We start from the raw sequence: 14,979 nt of genomic DNA on the forward strand, positions 1-14,979 counted from the left end.
TCAAGCTCGCGACCGCCATGGTCGCTCTAGCCACATCGGTGGTGGCGCTCGACGCATCCGCGCAGAGCTATCCGACCAAGCCGGTGCGCTGGGTGGTCGGCTATCCGGCCGGTGGCGGCACCGACTTCCTGGCGCGCACCGCGGGCGCGCAGCTGTCGCAGCAGATCGGCCAGCCGGTGCTGGTCGACAACCGGCCCGGGGCCAGCGCCATCATCGCCTCCGAGAACGTGGCGCGTTCGCCCAGCGACGGCTACACGGTGTTCTCGGCCGACAACGGCGTGCTGGTCTACAACCCGGTGCTCTACCGGAAACTGCCCTACGACGCCGAGAAGGACTTCGTCGCGCTCGGCATGATGGGCCGCTCGCCGCTGATCATCACGGCGGCGCCGGGCGCGGGCTTCGCCGATGCCAAGGCGCTGATCGCCGCACTCAAGAAGGCGCCGGGCCATTTCAGCATCGCGACACCGGGCGCCGGCAGTCCGCACCACCTGGCGCTCGAGCTGTTCCAGCGCGAGGCCGGCGTGCAGCTGCTGCACGTGCCCTACAAGGGCGGCGCCCCGGCGCTGCAAGACCTCATGGGCGGCCAGGTGCCGCTGATGATGCTCGACCTGCCGAGCGGCATCAGCGCCGTCAAGGCCGGCAAGGTGGTGCCGCTGCTGGCGATGTCGGGCGAGCGCGTGCCGCAGCTGCCCCAGGTGCCGACCGCGAAGGAACTCGGCTTCGGCGAGGTCGAGGCCTATACCTGGCAAGGCCTGGTGGCGCCAGCCGCCACGCCCAAGGACATCCAGCTGAAGCTCGGCACCGATCTGCTGAAGGCCATGAACGACCCCGCCGTGCGCCAGAAGCTATTCGACGCCGGTTGGGAAGCCCGCCCCACCGACGCCGCCGAAATGAATCGCTATGTGCAGTCGGAGCGCAAGAAGTGGCAGGCGCTGATCGCCTCGCGCGAAATTCGAATCGACTGAAACCCGAAAGACCCCCATGCAGATCGACCACCTCATCAACGGCAAAGCCGTCGCCGGCCGCGACTACTTTCAGACCGTCAACCCCGCCACGCAGGAAGTGCTGGCCGAGGTCGCATCGGGCGGCGAAGCCGAAGTGAACGCGGCCGTGGCCGCCGCCAGGGAAGCTTTCCCGAGTTGGGCCGGGCTGCCCGCGCCCGAACGCGCCAGGCTGATCCGCAAGCTCGGCGACCTGATCGCGAAGAACGTGCCCGAGATCGCGCAGACCGAGACCAACGACTGCGGCCAGGTCATCGCGCAAACGGGCAAGCAGCTGGTGCCGCGCGCGGCCGACAACTTCTACTACTTCGCCGAGATGTGCACGCGGGTCGACGGCCACACCTACCCGACGCCCACCCACCTGAACTACACGCTGTTCCACCCGGTCGGCGTGTGCGCGCTGATCTCGCCGTGGAACGTGCCCTTCATGACGGCGACGTGGAAGGTCGCGCCCTGCCTGGCCTTCGGCAATACCGCGGTGCTGAAGATGAGCGAGCTGTCGCCGCTGACCGCCGCGCGGCTGGGCGAGCTGGCGCTCGAGGCCGGCATTCCGGCCGGCGTGCTGAACCTGGTGCACGGCTACGGCAAGGAAGTCGGCGAGCCGCTGGTGGCGCACCCCGACGTGCGCGCGATCTCGTTCACCGGATCGACCGCCACGGGCAACCGCATTGTGAAGAGCGCGGGTCTCAAGAAGTTCAGCATGGAACTCGGCGGCAAGAGCCCGTTCTTGATCTTCGAGGATGCCGACCTCGACCGCGCGCTCGATGCGGCGATCTTCATGATCTTCAGCAACAACGGCGAGCGCTGCACCGCGGGCTCGCGCATCCTGGTGCAGCAGTCGATCTATGCCGACTTCGCGGCAAGGTTCGCCGAGCGCGCGAAGCGCATCACGGTCGGCGACCCGCTCGACGAGAAGACCATCGTCGGGCCGATGATCTCGCAGAGCCACCTGGCCAAGGTGCGCAGCTATATCGAGCTGGGGCCGAAGGAAGGCGCGACGATGCTGTGCGGCGGCCTTGGCGCGCCCGAGCTTCCGGACCGCGTGAGGAAAGGCAACTACGTGCTGCCGACGGTGTTCGCCGATGTCGACAACCGCATGAAGATCGCGCAGGAAGAGATCTTTGGGCCGGTGGCCTGCCTGATTCCGTTCAAGGACGAGGCCGAGGCGATCCGGCTTGCCAACGACATCGCCTATGGCCTGTCGAGCTATGTGTGGACCGAGAACATCGGCAAGGCGCACCGCGTGGCGGCGGCCGTGGAAGCCGGCATGTGCTTCGTCAACAGCCAGAACGTGCGAGACCTGCGCCAGCCCTTCGGCGGCACCAAGGCCTCGGGCACGGGACGTGAAGGCGGCACCTGGAGCTACGAGGTCTTCTGCGAGCCGAAGAATGTCGCGGTGAGCCTGGGCAGTCATCACATTCCTCACTGGGGGGCTTGACCATGGGAAGACTCGCGCTCGCCGCCAAGATCACGCACGTGCCCTCGCTCTACCTGAGCGAACTGGACGGCCCGCGCAAGGGCCGTCGGCAGGCTGCCATCGACGGGCTCAAGGAAATCGGCCGCCGCTGCCGCGAACTGGGCGTCGACACCATCGTGGTGTTTGACACCCACTGGCTGGTGAACGCGAGCTACCACCTGAATTGCGCGCCGCATTTCAAGGGCGTCTACACCAGCAACGAGTTGCCGCACTTCATCAGCAACATGCCCTACGAGGTTCCGGGCAACCCGGATCTCGGCAAGCTGCTGGCGGCAACGTGCAACCAATGGGGCGTGGAGACGCTGGCGCACGACGCCACCACGCTCGGGCCCGAATACGGCACGCTGGTCCCGATGCGCTACATGAACGAGGACCTGCACTTCAAGGCGATCTGCGTCTCGGCCCTGTGCACCAGCCACTACCTGAACGACAGCGCCCGCCTGGGCTGGGCCATGCGCCGTGCGGTGGAAGACCACTACGACGGCACCGTGGCCTTCTTCGCCAGCGGATCGCTGTCGCATCGCTTCGCGCAGAACGGCCTGGCGCCGCAGTTCGCCGACCGGGTCTGGAGCCCGCTGCTGGAGCGCATGGACCACGAGGTGGTGCGGATGTGGCAGAACGGCGAGTGGGCCGACTTCTGCGCGATGCTGCCGGAGTACGCGGCCAAGGGCCACGGCGAAGGCTTCATGCACGACACGGCCATGGTGCTCGGCGCCCTGGGCTGGTCGGCCTACGACGGCAAGGCGGAAGTAGTCACTCCCTATTTCGGATCTTCTGCCACCGGCCAGATCAATGCCGTCTTCCCCATCACGCCGCAGGATGGCCACGCGATCCCGAAGGCGCAGGCCTCCAGTGCCGAGGGATTCCAGAGCGTTTCGCGCCTTTGAGCCGTTGAACGCATCGCCTCGGAGAACCGCATGCCGCATCTCGTGATCCTCTACACGCCCAACATCGAAGCCGAGACCCACATGTCGACGCTCTGCCGCGCGCTGGCCGACTGCATGCTCGCACAGCGCGACGACGAGGGCAGGCAGGTCTACCCGACCGGCGGCACGCGCGTGCTGGCCTACCCGGCCGCGCACTACGCGGTGGCCGACGGCCGGGGCGACTACGCCTTCGTCTACCTCAACGTGCGCATGGGCGCGGGGCGATCGGCCTCGGTGCAGAAGCGCATCGGCGATGCGCTGCTCGACGTGACCAAGGCGCACTTCGCGCCGATCTTCGACACCCGCCACATCGGCATCACGCTGCAGATCGACGAGAGCCCGGGCCAGGTCTACGACGGCAAGCACAGCAATCTGCATCCGCTCTTCAACAAGGCCTGAACCATGCTCGCCCACAAACTCATCCAGCAGCTGGCCGCGGAACTGCACGAGAGCGAGAAGTCGCGCGTGCAGGTCGAGCATTTCTCGAAGCGCTATCCCGAGATGACCATCGAGGATGGCTATGGGATCTCGCGCGAATGGGTCAAGACCAAGATCGCCGAGGGCCGCATCGTCAAGGGCCACAAGATCGGTCTGACCTCGCGCGCCATGCAGCAGGCGAGCCAGATCAACGAGCCCGACTACGGCACCTTGCTCGACGACATGTTCTTCGACCAGGGCGGCGACATCCCGTTCACGCGCTTCATCGCGCCGCGGGTCGAGGTCGAGCTGGCCTTCGTGCTCGGCAAGCGGCTGCAGGGCCCGAGAGTGACGATCTTCGACGTGCTCGCGGCCACCGACTACGTGGTGCCGGCGATCGAGATCATCGATTCGCGCATCGAGCAGTTCGACCGCCACACCAAGCAGATGCGCAAGGTGTTCGACACCATCTCCGACAATGCGGCCAATGCCGGCATCGTGACCGGTGGCCGGCCTGTGAAGCCCGACGCGGTCGACCTGCGCTGGGTCAGCGCGCTGCTGTACAAGAACGGCGTGATCGAAGAGTCGGGCGTCGCGGCCGCGGTGCTCAACCACCCCGCCACCGGCGTCGCCTGGCTCGCCAACAAGCTGGCGCCCTGGGACGAGTGCCTGGAGGCCGGCGAGGTGGTGCTCGGCGGCTCGTTCACGCGGCCCATTGCCGCGCTGCCCGGCGACACCTTCCATGCGGACTACGGCCCGCTCGGCGCCATCTCCTTTCGCTTCGTCTGAAAGACACAATTCATGACCACACCTACGAACCCATTCAAGCAAGCCCTGATCGACAAGCGCGCCCAGATCGGCCTCTGGCTCGGCCTGGCCGATGCCTACAGCGCCGAGATCTGCGCCGGCGCCGGCTTCGACTGGCTGCTGATCGACGGCGAGCATTCGCCCAACGGGCTGGCCAGCATCCTGCAGCAGGCGCAGGCGATCGCCGCCTATCCGGGCGTGAACGCGATCGCGCGCGTGCCGCTGGGCCACGGCGACGCCGGCGCGGCGCTGATCAAGCAGTACCTCGACCTCGGCCTGCAGACGCTGCTGGTGCCGATGGTCGACACGCCCGAGCAGGCCCACGCGATCGTGCGCGCGATGCGCTATCCGCCCGAGGGCATCCGCGGCATGGGCGGGGCGCGCGCCTCGCGCTGGGGCCGCTACCCGAGCTATGCCAAGGACGCCAACGAGCACGTCTGCCTGCTGGTGCAGGCCGAGTCGCGCGAGGCGCTGGCCAAGCTCGAAGCGATCGCGGCGATCGACGGCGTCGACGGCGTCTTCATCGGGCCGGCCGACCTGTCGGCCTCGATGGGGCACGTGGGCGACTCCGACCACCCCGAGGTACAGGCCGCGATCGAGGACGCCATCGCGCGCATCCAGCGCGCCGGCAAGGCCGCGGGCATCCTGACGCCGAACGAGACGCTGGCGCGCAAGTACTTGGCGCTCGGCGCGACCTTCGTCGCCGTCGGCCTCGACACCAACCTGCTGGTGCGCGGCACCAGCGCACTGGCGGCGAGCTTCAAGGGCGCCGCCAAGCCCGCGGCGGCCGGGGGCACCTACTGACCGACAGACGATCGATGCGAGGATCTTTGATTGAGGACGTGAGGTAAACGCGGGTGTCAGGCAGCGCGGGTTGCAGGAAGAATATGCCCTCAGCGCGCGGCCTGGCCACCAGGGCGCTGTGACCCTCCGCAGCGCCGCCTCCCGGCTGCGCGACGCGTTCAAACCAAACATCCATCCATCCATCCCGAGGAGACATCGAATGACCATCACCCGCCGCCATCTGCTGCAGTCCACCAGCGCCTCCGCGCTGCTGGCCAGCCTGGGCCAGCAAGTCTTTGCGCAGTCGCAATCCTTCCCGTTCGAGACCGCGCGGCTGATCACGGGTTTCGCAGCCGGCGGCACCTCCGACACCACCTGCCGTCGCGTCGCGACCCGGCTGCAGCCCGACTATGGCCGTGCGGTGGTGGTCGAGAACCGCACCGGCGCGGGCGGCCAGATCGCCGTCACCTACGTCAAGAGCCAGCCGGCCGATGGCGCCACGATCCTGCAGACGCCGACCTCGATCCTTACGATCTATCCGCACATCTACAAGAAGCTGCCCTACGACCCGCTGGTCGACCTGACGCCGGTGACCATCGCCTGCGTATTCGACTTCGGCTTCGCGGTCGGACCGGCAGTGCCGCTGACGGTCAAGACGGTGCCCGAGTTCCTGGCGTGGGCCAAGACGCATCCCGAAGGCGCCAACTTCGGCTCGCCGGCGGCCGGCTCGACGCCGCACTTTATCGGCGCGCTGCTCGGCAAGAGCGCGGGCGTGGAACTGAAGCACGCGGCCTACCGCGGCACCCAGCCGGCGATGCTCGACTTGCTGGGCGGCAACATTGCCGCGGTTTCTGGCCCGATCGGCGACATCACGCAGCACCTGCCCACGGGCAAGGTCCGCATCCTCGGCGTCTCCGGCGCCAAGCGCAGCCGCTTTGCGCCCGACGTGCCGACCTTCGAAGAGCAAGGCATCAAGGACATGACGCACAGCGAATGGTTCGCCTTCCTGCTGCCGGCCAAGGCCTCGCCCGACGTGGTGAATCGCGCCAACGCCGCCTTCAAGGTGGCACTGGCGCAGAAGGACGTGATCGACGGCCTGGCGAACTTCGGCCTGGAGGCGATGTCCTCCACGCCCGCCGAGCTAACGGAACTGATCAAGAAAGACATCGCCAAGTGGGCGCCGATCGTCAAGCAGGTCGGCTTCACCGCGGAAGGTTGACCATGAAAGGGAACTGCAGATGAACACACTCGGCACCCCATCGCCCTCGGCGCTGGTGCATCCCGCCCTCCACCCCGACGAGCGCACCGCCCGGCTGCAGCTCGCCGCCTGCTACCGCGTGTTCGCGATGCTGGGCTGGACCGAGATGATCTACAACCACATCACGGTGCGGCTGCCCAACAGCGTGAGCGGTGGCGAGAAGCAGTTCCTGATCAATCCCTTCGGCCTGCACTACAGCGAGGTCACGGCCAGCAACCTGGTCAAGATCGACCTGCAGGGCCGGGTGCTCGACGGCTCGACCTACCCGGTGAATCCGGCCGGCTTCACAGTGCATGCCGCGATCCACGACGGATTGCCCGGCGCGCACTGCGTGATGCACACCCACACCACCGCCGGCGTGGCGGTGGCCTGCGTGCAGGGCGGCCTGCAGCAGACCAATTTCTATACCGCGCAGTTGCACGGCATGGTCGCGTACCACGACTTCGAGGGCATCACCATCCATGCCGACGAGGGCCCGCGCCTGTTGAAGAGCATCGGCGACCGGCAGGCGGTGATCCTGCGCAACCATGGCCTGCTGGTCTGGGGCCAGACGCTGCCGCAGACCTTCGCGATCCTCTGGACCCTGCAGCGCGCATGCGAGATCCAGATGGCGACCTTCTCGATGGGGCCGCCGATTCCCGTCAGCGAGGAGATCGCGCAACGCTGCACGCGCGACGCGCTGCAGTTCAATCCGGCGCACGGCGCCGGGCAGGATGTGTTCGACGCGCTGGTGCGCCAGGTCGACCGCATCGATACCAGTTACAAGAATTGAAATCATGAAGGTCTGCATCTACGGCGCCGGCGCGATCGGCGGCTGGATCGGCTCGAAGCTCGCGCAGGCGGGCTCGGCCATCGACGTGGTGGCGCGCGGCGCCACGCTCGAAGCGCTGAAGCGCGACGGGCTCATCCTGGCGAGCGGCGACACGCGCGTGGCGGTGCCGGTCAAGGCCAGCGAGGACCCGAAGACGCTCGGCGTGCAAGACCTCGTGATCGTTGCCGTGAAGGCGCCGGCGTTGCCCGCGGTGGCGCAGCAGATCGCGCCGCTGCTGGGCCCCGACACCATCGTGCTGACAGCCATGAACGGCGTGCCCTGGTGGTTCCTGCAGGGCGGCTTCGGCGGCCCGCTGGCCGGTGCGCAGCTGGAGGCGGTCGACCCCGGCGGCCGCATCGACGCCGCGATTCCCGCCAGGCACGTGATCGGCTGCGTGGTGCATGCCAGCTGCGCGCTCGACGCGCCGGGCGTGGTGCGTCACGTCTTCGGCAACGGCCTGATCATCGGCGAGCCCTCGGGCGAGGCGACGCCGCGCGCCAGGGCGCTGCTCGACCTGCTGACCGGCGCCGGCATCGACACCAAGCTTTCGCCGCAGATCCAGAAGGACGTCTGGTACAAGCTCTGGGGCAACATGACGGTCAACCCGATCAGCGCGCTGACCGGCGCCACCACCGATGTCATCCTTAACGACGACCTGGTGCGCGGCTTCATCTCGACCATCATGCTGGAGGCCAAGGAGATCGGCGCGCGCATCGGCGTGCCGATCGCCGACAGTCCCGAAGACCGGCATGCCATCACCCGCAAGCTCGGCGCCTTCAAGACCTCGATGCTGCAGGACGTGGAAGCCGGCCGCGCCGTGGAGCTCGACGCGCTGGTCACCGCGGTGCGCGAACTGGGGCAGCGCGCCGGCATAGCGACGCCGTTCACGGATGCGCTGCTGGGGCTGGCGAGGCTGCAGACACGGCAGCTCGGCTTGTATTGAGGCGGCCGGCGGCCGGACTCAGCGATTGAGCAGCACCCGTACCGCCGCGGGCAGCGAATGCGCCTGCGGCATGAAGCGGTCGATGGTCGCGCCCAGCAACACCGCGCACAGCAGCGCGCCGAGCAGCGGCTTCCAGCTCAGCCGCACCGCGACCGCCAGCCAGCCCTCGCGCGCGATGCGCACGGCCGCCTGCGCCGACACGTACGAGAAGGCGATCTCGACCGCCACCGCGAGCAGCGCATCCGAGCCGAAGTAGAGCATCACCAGCGCGCCGGCGCCGAACACGACGGCGACGCCTATCAGGAAGATCGCCAGCAACGGCACCACGACCACCGCGCCCTCGTCGACGCCGCCCACCAAGTCGAGCGCGCCGCCGCCCACGTCCGGCAGGCCGCCGGCGTCGAGCTTGGCCGCCGACCCGTGGGCCGACGGCCAGTCGACCATGCCGGGATCGGCCAGGTCGGGATTCAAGCCCGTGTTGCGCTGCACCAATCGCGCCGCCCACCAGCGCAGCAGCAGCAGGAAGGCGCCGTAGCCGGCGCCCAGCGTCAGCGCATAGCGCAGGGCCAGGGTGTCGACGCCCAGGCGCAACTGCAGGTGCGACACCCCCCACATCAAGAGCAGGATCACGGTGCCGATCACCAAGCCGTGCAGCCGCAAGTCGTAGCTGCGGTGCAGCGCCTGCTCGACGCGCGACTCCCAGAGCCGGACCGACCGCCAGTCGGAGAGGATCTTCAATCTGAAATGATCGGAACGCGCGGCGCCACGGCGCACATCAGCTCGTAGCCGACGGTGCCGCCGGCCTTCGCCACCTCGTCGATCGGCAGCAGGGCGCCCTTCGACGAGCGGCCCCACAACGTGACCTCGGCGCCGAAGCCGGCGTCGGGCACCGGCGTCAGGTCGACAGTGATCATGTCCATGCTGACGCGCCCGACCATGCGCGTGCGCACGCCGTCGACCAGCACCGGCGTGCCGGTGCTGCAGTGCCGCGGGTAGCCGTCGGCATAGCCGACCGCGGCGACGCCGATGCGCATCGGCCCTTCGGCGCGGAAGCTGGAGCCGTAGCCGATGGTGTCGCCGGCCTTCAGCGTCTGCACCCCGATCAGCCGGGTGGCGAGCGTCATGGCCGGCTGCAGCTGCCAGTGCTCGGCGTCGTGCTCGGGGAAGTCGGGGGCGCTGCCGTACAGCATGATGCCCGGACGCACCCAGTCGGCCCGGGTCACGGCCGGGTGGCGCAGCGTGGCGGCGCTGTTGGCGATCGAGCGCTCGCCCGGCAGGTCTTGCGTGGCGTGGTCGAAGACCTCGACCTGGTGCCCGATGCCGCGCTCGCCGTCGGCGTCGCTGAAGTGCGTCATCAGCGAGATCTCGTCGACCTGGGGCAGCGCGTTGAGCCGGGTCCAGACCGAGCGGAAGCGCTCGGGCGGGAAGCCCAGGCGGTTCATGCCGGAGTTCATCTTGAGGAAGACGCGCTGCGGCACCTGGGTCTTGTGGGCCGCCAGCATGTCGATCTGGGCGTCGCAGTGCACCGTGTGCCAGAGGTCGAGGCGGGAGCACAGCTCGAGGTCGCGCGGCTCGAACACCCCTTCGAGCAGCAGGATCGGGCCGCGCCAGCCCAGCGCGCGCACCCGCTCGGCCTCGGCCAGGTCGAGCAGCGCGAAGCCGTCGGCGGCGCGGAAGGCGTCGAAAACCCGCTCGACCCCATGGCCGTAGGCGTTGGCCTTGACCACCGCCCAGACCCGGGAATCGAGGACCGCGCGGCGCGCCCGGTCGAGGTTGTGGCGCAAGGCGGCGGCATGGACGGTGGCAAGGATCGGACGCGGCACTTCAAATTCCCGGCAAAAAGCTGAAATCACTCACACAACAAGGCCCGGCGTGGGGGCCGGAAAGCGCCATTCTGACATCGCGCACCCCATGCTATAACCGCGCACCCGCCTCTTGAAGCGGAACCTTTTTCCACTACCGCCAGCTCTCCCACCCCTGGCCAGCCAGCTCATCGATGAAGCGCGGTTTTTACACCATCATGTCGGCCCAGTTCTTTTCGTCGCTGGCCGACAACGCGCTTTTCGTGGCCGCGGTGGAGCTGATGCGAAGCAGCGGCGCACCGGAATGGCAGCGGGCCGCGCTGGTGCCGATCTTCACCGTCTTCTATGTGGCGCTGGCGCCGCTGGTGGGGGCCTTCGCCGACGCCCTGCCCAAGGGCCAGGTGATGTTCATCAGCAACGCGATCAAGGTAGTCGGCTGCGTAATGATGCTGTTCGGCTCGCATCCGCTGATGGCCTACGCGGTCGTCGGGCTCGGCGCCGCGGCCTATTCGCCGGCCAAGTACGGAATCTTGACCGAGCTGCTGCCGGCCTCCCAGCTGGTCAAGGCCAACGGCTGGATCGAGGGGCTGACCATCGCCTCGATCATCCTGGGCATCGTGCTCGGCGGGCAGCTGGTCGGCCATGCGCTGTCGAGCCACCTGCTGGCAATCGATTTCCCGATGATCGACACCGGCGTCAACACGCCGCCCGAGGCCGCGATCTCGGCACTGATCCTGGTCTACATCGTGGCCGCCTGGTTCAACACCCGCATCCCGCTGACCGGCGTCGAGATGCGGCCGCTGCGGTCCAATCCGCAGCACGGCATGGTGCGCAACATGGTCGCGCTGCTGCCCGATTTCTGGCAGTGCAACTCGCGCCTGTGGCGCGACAAGCTCGGCCAGATCTCGCTCGCCACGACCACCCTGTTTTGGGGCGCCGGCGGCAACCTCAAGTACATCGTGCTGGCCTGGGCCTCGCTGGCGCTGGGCTACAACACGGCGCAGGCCTCCTCGCTGACCGGCGTAGTGGCGATCGGCACGGCGGTCGGCGCCATCGTGGCGTCGATGCGGATGCGGCTGGACATGGCCACGCGCGTGATCCCGATGGGCATCGGCATGGGACTGCTGGTGATCGGCATGAACTTCATCGGCAGCATCTGGCTGGCAGTGCCCTTCCTGATCCTGCTCGGCGGCCTGGGCGGCTTCCTGGTGGTGCCGATGAACGCGCTGCTGCAGCACCGCGGCCACAACCTGATGGGCGCCGGCCGCTCGATCGCGGTGCAGAACTTCAACGAGCAGTCGTGCATCCTGGTCCTGGGCGCGTTCTACAGCGCCTGCACCGGCATCGGCCTGTCGGCCTACTCGGCGATCACTGCCTTCGGCGTCGTCGTGGCCGGCTTCATGTACCTCATCAAGCGCTGGCACCAGAACAACCTGAAGCGCTATCCCGAAGAGGTCGAGCACCTGCTCGCCATCGCGCGCAGCGACAAGCACCACTGAGCCGTTGCCCGCTCTCGCGCTGATCTTCAACGCCTTCGTCTGGGGCGTCTCCTGGTTTCCTTTTCGTCAGATCGAAGGCCACGGCCTGCATCCGGTGTGGGCGACCTGCCTGGTCTACGTCGCCATCGCGCTCGCGATGGCGCTTCTGCGGCGCCAGGTCTGGCCCCTGTTCGCGCGGCAGCCTGCGCTGGTGCTGCTGGGCCTGGCGGCGGGCTTCACCAATGTCGGCTTCAACTGGGCGGTGACGCAGGGCGACGTGGTGCGCGTGGTGCTGCTGTTCTACCTGATGCCGCTGTGGAGCGTGCTGCTGGCCTGGATCTTCCTGGGCGAGCGCCCGACCCCCGCGGCCCTGGCCCGGGTGGCGCTGGCGCTGGCCGGCGTGGCGGTAGTGCTGAAGTCGCCCGAGGTCGACTGGCCGGTGCCGGCCAGCCTGGCGGACTGGCTCGGCGTGGCCGCCGGCTTCGGCTTCGCGGTGACCAACATCCTGCTGCGCCGGCTGCGCAGCGCAGCCGGCGAGGCCCGGGCACTGGCGATGTTCGGCGGCTGCGCGGTGATGGCCGGGGCGACCGCACTGGTCGGCACCGCCCTCGGCGTGATGGCGCCGCCGCCGCTGGCCGACAGCGGCTGGTGGGGCTGGGCGCTGCTGCTGGGCACCGGCTTCGTCTTCGCCAACGTCTGCCTGCAGTACGGCGCCGCGCGGCTGACGGCCAGCGCGACCTCGGTGATCATGCTGTCGGAAGTGCTGTTCGCAAGCATCTCCTCGGTGGCGCTCGGCGCCGCCACGATGGAGGCGCGGATCTGGATCGGCGGCGCGCTGATCGTGACGGCGGCGGTGTGGTCGTCGTTTGCGCGCGCGCCGGCGGGGGGCGATGATAGGCGATCGGTTTCCGCCAAGGACATGCCATGACCAGCATCTACGATTTCGAAGCCCGCCGCATCGACGGCCGGCCGGCCCCGCTTTCAGACTTCCGCGGCAAGGTGCTGCTGATCGTCAACACGGCCAGCAAGTGCGGCTTCACGCCGCAGTTCGAGGGGCTGGAGGCGCTGTACAAGAAGTACGCGGACCGGGGCCTCACGGTGCTGGGTTTCCCGTCGAACCAGTTCATGAGCCAGGACCCGGGCAGCAACGTCGAGATCAGCGCCTTCTGCACCGAGAACTACGGCGTCAGCTTTCCGATGATGGAAAAGATCGACGTCAACGGCAGCGACGCGGCGCCGCTCTACAAGTGGCTGGTCAAGGAGGCGCCGGGGCTGCTCGGCAGCACCGCGATCAAATGGAACTTCACCAAGTTCCTGGTCGGCAAGGACGGGCGGGTGCTGAAGCGCTATGCGCCGGTCGACAAGCCCGAGTCGATCGCCGGCGACATCGAGGCCGCGCTCGCCGCCTGATCAGAATCTGAAGTCGGCGGTCTTGGAGCCGCTGCCCAGCGTCACGACCTCGGTCTTGGTGACGCCCTCGCTGGCGGCTTCGACCGTGTAGCGGCCGGCCGGCAGGTCGATCAGGCAGATCGGGCCGCTGGCGCGCATCGCCAGCGCGATGCCGCCCTTCGCATCCTTCACCATGACGTCGACATCGGCCAGGTAGTCGCCGCCGGCGCGGGCGAACAGAAGCGACAGCGGGTGGTCCTTCATGGCCGCGCGCAGGGCGGTGGATTCCTCGGCACCGATGCCGCCGCAGACGTAGCGGCCGGTATCCTGGACTTTCATTGGCGGCATCGTGGTGATCTGGGCCTGGGCGGCCCAGGGGGCGGCGGCACAGACGCAGAGGGTCGCGCCGCGCAGCAGGGTTCGGACAGAGGCACGCATCAGGAATCTCCCGTGGGGGAACACCCCGGCATCCTCGCGCGCCGCCGTCGCGCCGGGGGTCGGACCAGACCCCTTGCGCCTGTGCGATCAGGCCGCCGATTCGGCCGCCAGCGCGGCGTCCAGCAGCTCGACCCAGTGCCGCACGGGCGTCTGGGTGCCGCTTTGCAGGTGCGTGATGCAGCCGATGTTGGCCGACACGATGGCCGTGGGCTGCAGCTGGTTCAGGTGACCCAGCTTGCGGTCGCGCAGCGGGTAGGCCAGCTCGGGCTGCAGTACCGAATAGGTGCCGGCCGAGCCGCAGCACAGGTGCGACTCGCTGCCCGCCACCTGGATGTCGAAGCCGAGCGCGCGCAGGTTGACCTCGACGCCGCCGCGCAGCTTCTGGCCGTGCTGCAGCGTGCACGGCGGGTGGTAGGCCAGCACGCCGGCCGGCGCGTTCACGCGCCCCTTCAATGCCGGCACCAGCTCGGGCAGCAACTCGCTCAGGTCGCGGGTCAGGGCGCTGATGCGCGCGGCCTTGGCCGCGTAGGCCAGGTCGTCCCTCAGGATGTGGCCGTACTCGCGCACCGTGACGCCGCAGCCCGAGGCGTTCATGACGATCGCCTCGACGGCGTCGCCCTCGACCTGCGGCCACCAGGCGTCGATGTTGGCGCGCATCTGCGCCTTGGCGCCGTCCTGGTCGTTGAGGTGGAACTTGACCGCGCCGCAGCAGCCGGCGTTCTTCGCGATCACGGCCTCGATGCCGGCGGCGTCGAGCACGCGGGCGGTCGCGCTGTTGATGTTGGGCGCCATCGACGGCTGCACGCAGCCGGCCAGCATCAGCATCTTGCGGGCGTGCGAGCGGGTCGGCCACGCGCCCGCCGGCCGCGGCGCCGGCACCTTGGCCTTGAGCCCGGCCGGCAGCAGGCCGCGCACCGCCTGGCCCAGCTTCATCGCGGGGGCGAACAGCGGCGACGGCAGCGCTTCCTTGAGGGTCCAGCGCACGGCACTTTCGAGCGCCGGACGCGGCACCTTCTGGTCGACGATCTTGCGGCCGATGTCGACCAGGTAGCCGTACTGCACGCCGCTCGGGCAGGTGCTCTCGCAGTTGCGGCAGGTCAGGCAGCGGTCGAGGTGCAGCTGCGTGCTGCGGGTCGGCGTCTTGCCTTCGAGCACCTGCTTGATCAGGTAGATGCGCCCGCGCGGACCGTCGAGCTCGTCGCCGAGCAGCTGGTAGGTCGGGCAGGTGGCGGTGCAGAAGCCGCAGTGCACGCACTTGCGCAGGATCGCCTCGGCCTCGCGGCCGTCGGCGGTGCCCTTGAATTCGGGAGCGAGTTCGGTTTGCATGCGGAGCTTCAGTGCGCGGGTTGGGCGGGAAGGAGCCGTTCGCGATCGAAGACGGCGTGGGGGTCGAACTCGTTCATTAGCGCACGATGGATGCGCTCGATGGGGGCGCTCAGGGTGTCGAAG

16 protein-coding genes are annotated in these 14,979 nt (G+C 68.6%); 12 read left to right on the forward strand and 4 right to left on the reverse strand.

Annotation, left to right across the window (positions count from 1 at the left end; genetic code table 11):
* Positions 1-17 precede the first annotated feature (17 nt).
* The 9 genes from AC1DY5_RS04680 to AC1DY5_RS04720 all read left to right on the forward strand — a co-directional run bounded on the left by AC1DY5_RS04680 (position 18) and on the right by AC1DY5_RS04720 (position 8,423).
* Entirely contained in the window at positions 18-965 is a 948-nt protein-coding gene (locus AC1DY5_RS04680) for a Bug family tripartite tricarboxylate transporter substrate binding protein (RefSeq protein ID WP_478109112.1), read from the forward strand.
* Positions 966-981: 16 nt separating this feature from the next.
* A complete protein-coding gene (hpaE, locus tag AC1DY5_RS04685) occupies positions 982-2,439 on the forward strand; it encodes a 5-carboxymethyl-2-hydroxymuconate semialdehyde dehydrogenase (protein WP_478109078.1) in 1,458 nt (485 codons plus the stop codon).
* Between the two features lie 2 nt (positions 2,440-2,441).
* Positions 2,442-3,365, forward strand: coding sequence for a 3,4-dihydroxyphenylacetate 2,3-dioxygenase (gene hpaD / locus AC1DY5_RS04690; RefSeq protein ID WP_478109080.1), 924 nt, complete (start codon positions 2,442-2,444; stop codon positions 3,363-3,365).
* Positions 3,366-3,395: 30 nt separating this feature from the next.
* Entirely contained in the window at positions 3,396-3,803 is a 408-nt protein-coding gene (locus tag AC1DY5_RS04695; RefSeq protein WP_478109082.1) for a 5-carboxymethyl-2-hydroxymuconate isomerase, read from the forward strand.
* Positions 3,804-3,806: 3 nt separating this feature from the next.
* Entirely contained in the window at positions 3,807-4,610 is an 804-nt protein-coding gene (hpaH, locus tag AC1DY5_RS04700; protein ID WP_478109084.1) for a 2-oxo-hept-4-ene-1,7-dioate hydratase, read from the forward strand.
* 12 nt (positions 4,611-4,622) lie between these two features.
* On the forward strand, positions 4,623-5,432 hold the full coding sequence (locus AC1DY5_RS04705) for an aldolase/citrate lyase family protein (protein WP_478109086.1): 810 nt from the start codon (positions 4,623-4,625) through the stop codon (positions 5,430-5,432).
* 199 nt (positions 5,433-5,631) lie between these two features.
* Positions 5,632-6,630, forward strand: a complete 999-nt coding sequence (locus AC1DY5_RS04710; RefSeq protein ID WP_478109089.1) for a Bug family tripartite tricarboxylate transporter substrate binding protein — start codon at positions 5,632-5,634, stop codon at positions 6,628-6,630.
* Between the two features lie 19 nt (positions 6,631-6,649).
* Positions 6,650-7,441 (forward strand): class II aldolase/adducin family protein, encoded by a 792-nt coding sequence (locus tag AC1DY5_RS04715; RefSeq protein WP_478109092.1) that lies wholly within the window; start codon positions 6,650-6,652, stop codon positions 7,439-7,441.
* A 4-nt stretch (positions 7,442-7,445) separates the two neighbouring features.
* The gene (locus AC1DY5_RS04720; RefSeq protein WP_478109094.1) at positions 7,446-8,423 is read left to right on the forward strand and encodes a 2-dehydropantoate 2-reductase; all 978 of its coding nucleotides are present in this window, start codon (positions 7,446-7,448) and stop codon (positions 8,421-8,423) included.
* An 18-nt stretch (positions 8,424-8,441) separates the two neighbouring features.
* Here AC1DY5_RS04720 and AC1DY5_RS04725 read toward each other — a convergent pair whose 3' ends face one another.
* Both AC1DY5_RS04725 and alr read right to left on the reverse strand, forming a co-directional pair.
* The gene (locus AC1DY5_RS04725) at positions 8,442-9,161 is read right to left on the reverse strand and encodes a hypothetical protein (RefSeq protein ID WP_478109096.1); all 720 of its coding nucleotides are present in this window, start codon (positions 9,159-9,161) and stop codon (positions 8,442-8,444) included.
* Positions 9,158-10,246, reverse strand: coding sequence for an alanine racemase (gene alr, locus AC1DY5_RS04730; RefSeq protein WP_478109097.1), 1,089 nt, complete (start codon positions 10,244-10,246; stop codon positions 9,158-9,160). The genes AC1DY5_RS04725 and alr overlap by 4 nt, the downstream gene beginning before the upstream one ends.
* A gap of 173 nt (positions 10,247-10,419) precedes the next feature.
* Between alr and lplT the strand changes: the two genes are divergently transcribed.
* From lplT to AC1DY5_RS04745, 3 genes are read left to right on the forward strand one after another with little or no spacing between them, the layout of a single operon-like run.
* Positions 10,420-11,724 carry a lysophospholipid transporter LplT gene (lplT, locus tag AC1DY5_RS04735; RefSeq protein ID WP_478109099.1) on the forward strand — a complete coding sequence of 435 codons (1,305 nt, stop codon included), beginning with the start codon at positions 10,420-10,422 and terminating at the stop codon, positions 11,722-11,724.
* 4 nt (positions 11,725-11,728) lie between these two features.
* Positions 11,729-12,631, forward strand: a complete 903-nt coding sequence (locus AC1DY5_RS04740; RefSeq protein WP_478109101.1) for a DMT family transporter — start codon at positions 11,729-11,731, stop codon at positions 12,629-12,631.
* The gene (locus AC1DY5_RS04745; protein ID WP_478109104.1) at positions 12,628-13,113 is read left to right on the forward strand and encodes a glutathione peroxidase; all 486 of its coding nucleotides are present in this window, start codon (positions 12,628-12,630) and stop codon (positions 13,111-13,113) included. Before AC1DY5_RS04740 ends, AC1DY5_RS04745 begins: the two co-directional genes overlap by 4 nt.
* Here the strand turns inward: AC1DY5_RS04745 and AC1DY5_RS04750 are convergent, their stop codons facing one another.
* Positions 13,114-13,530: a carboxypeptidase regulatory-like domain-containing protein gene (locus AC1DY5_RS04750; protein WP_478109106.1), complete on the reverse strand. Its 417-nt coding sequence runs from the start codon at positions 13,528-13,530 to the stop codon at positions 13,114-13,116.
* Positions 13,531-13,617: 87 nt separating this feature from the next.
* Entirely contained in the window at positions 13,618-14,856 is a 1,239-nt protein-coding gene (glcF, locus tag AC1DY5_RS04755; protein ID WP_478109108.1) for a glycolate oxidase subunit GlcF, read from the reverse strand.
* Positions 14,857-14,979 lie beyond the last annotated feature (123 nt).

The organism is Variovorax sp. P4_D9 (assembly GCF_056401695.1).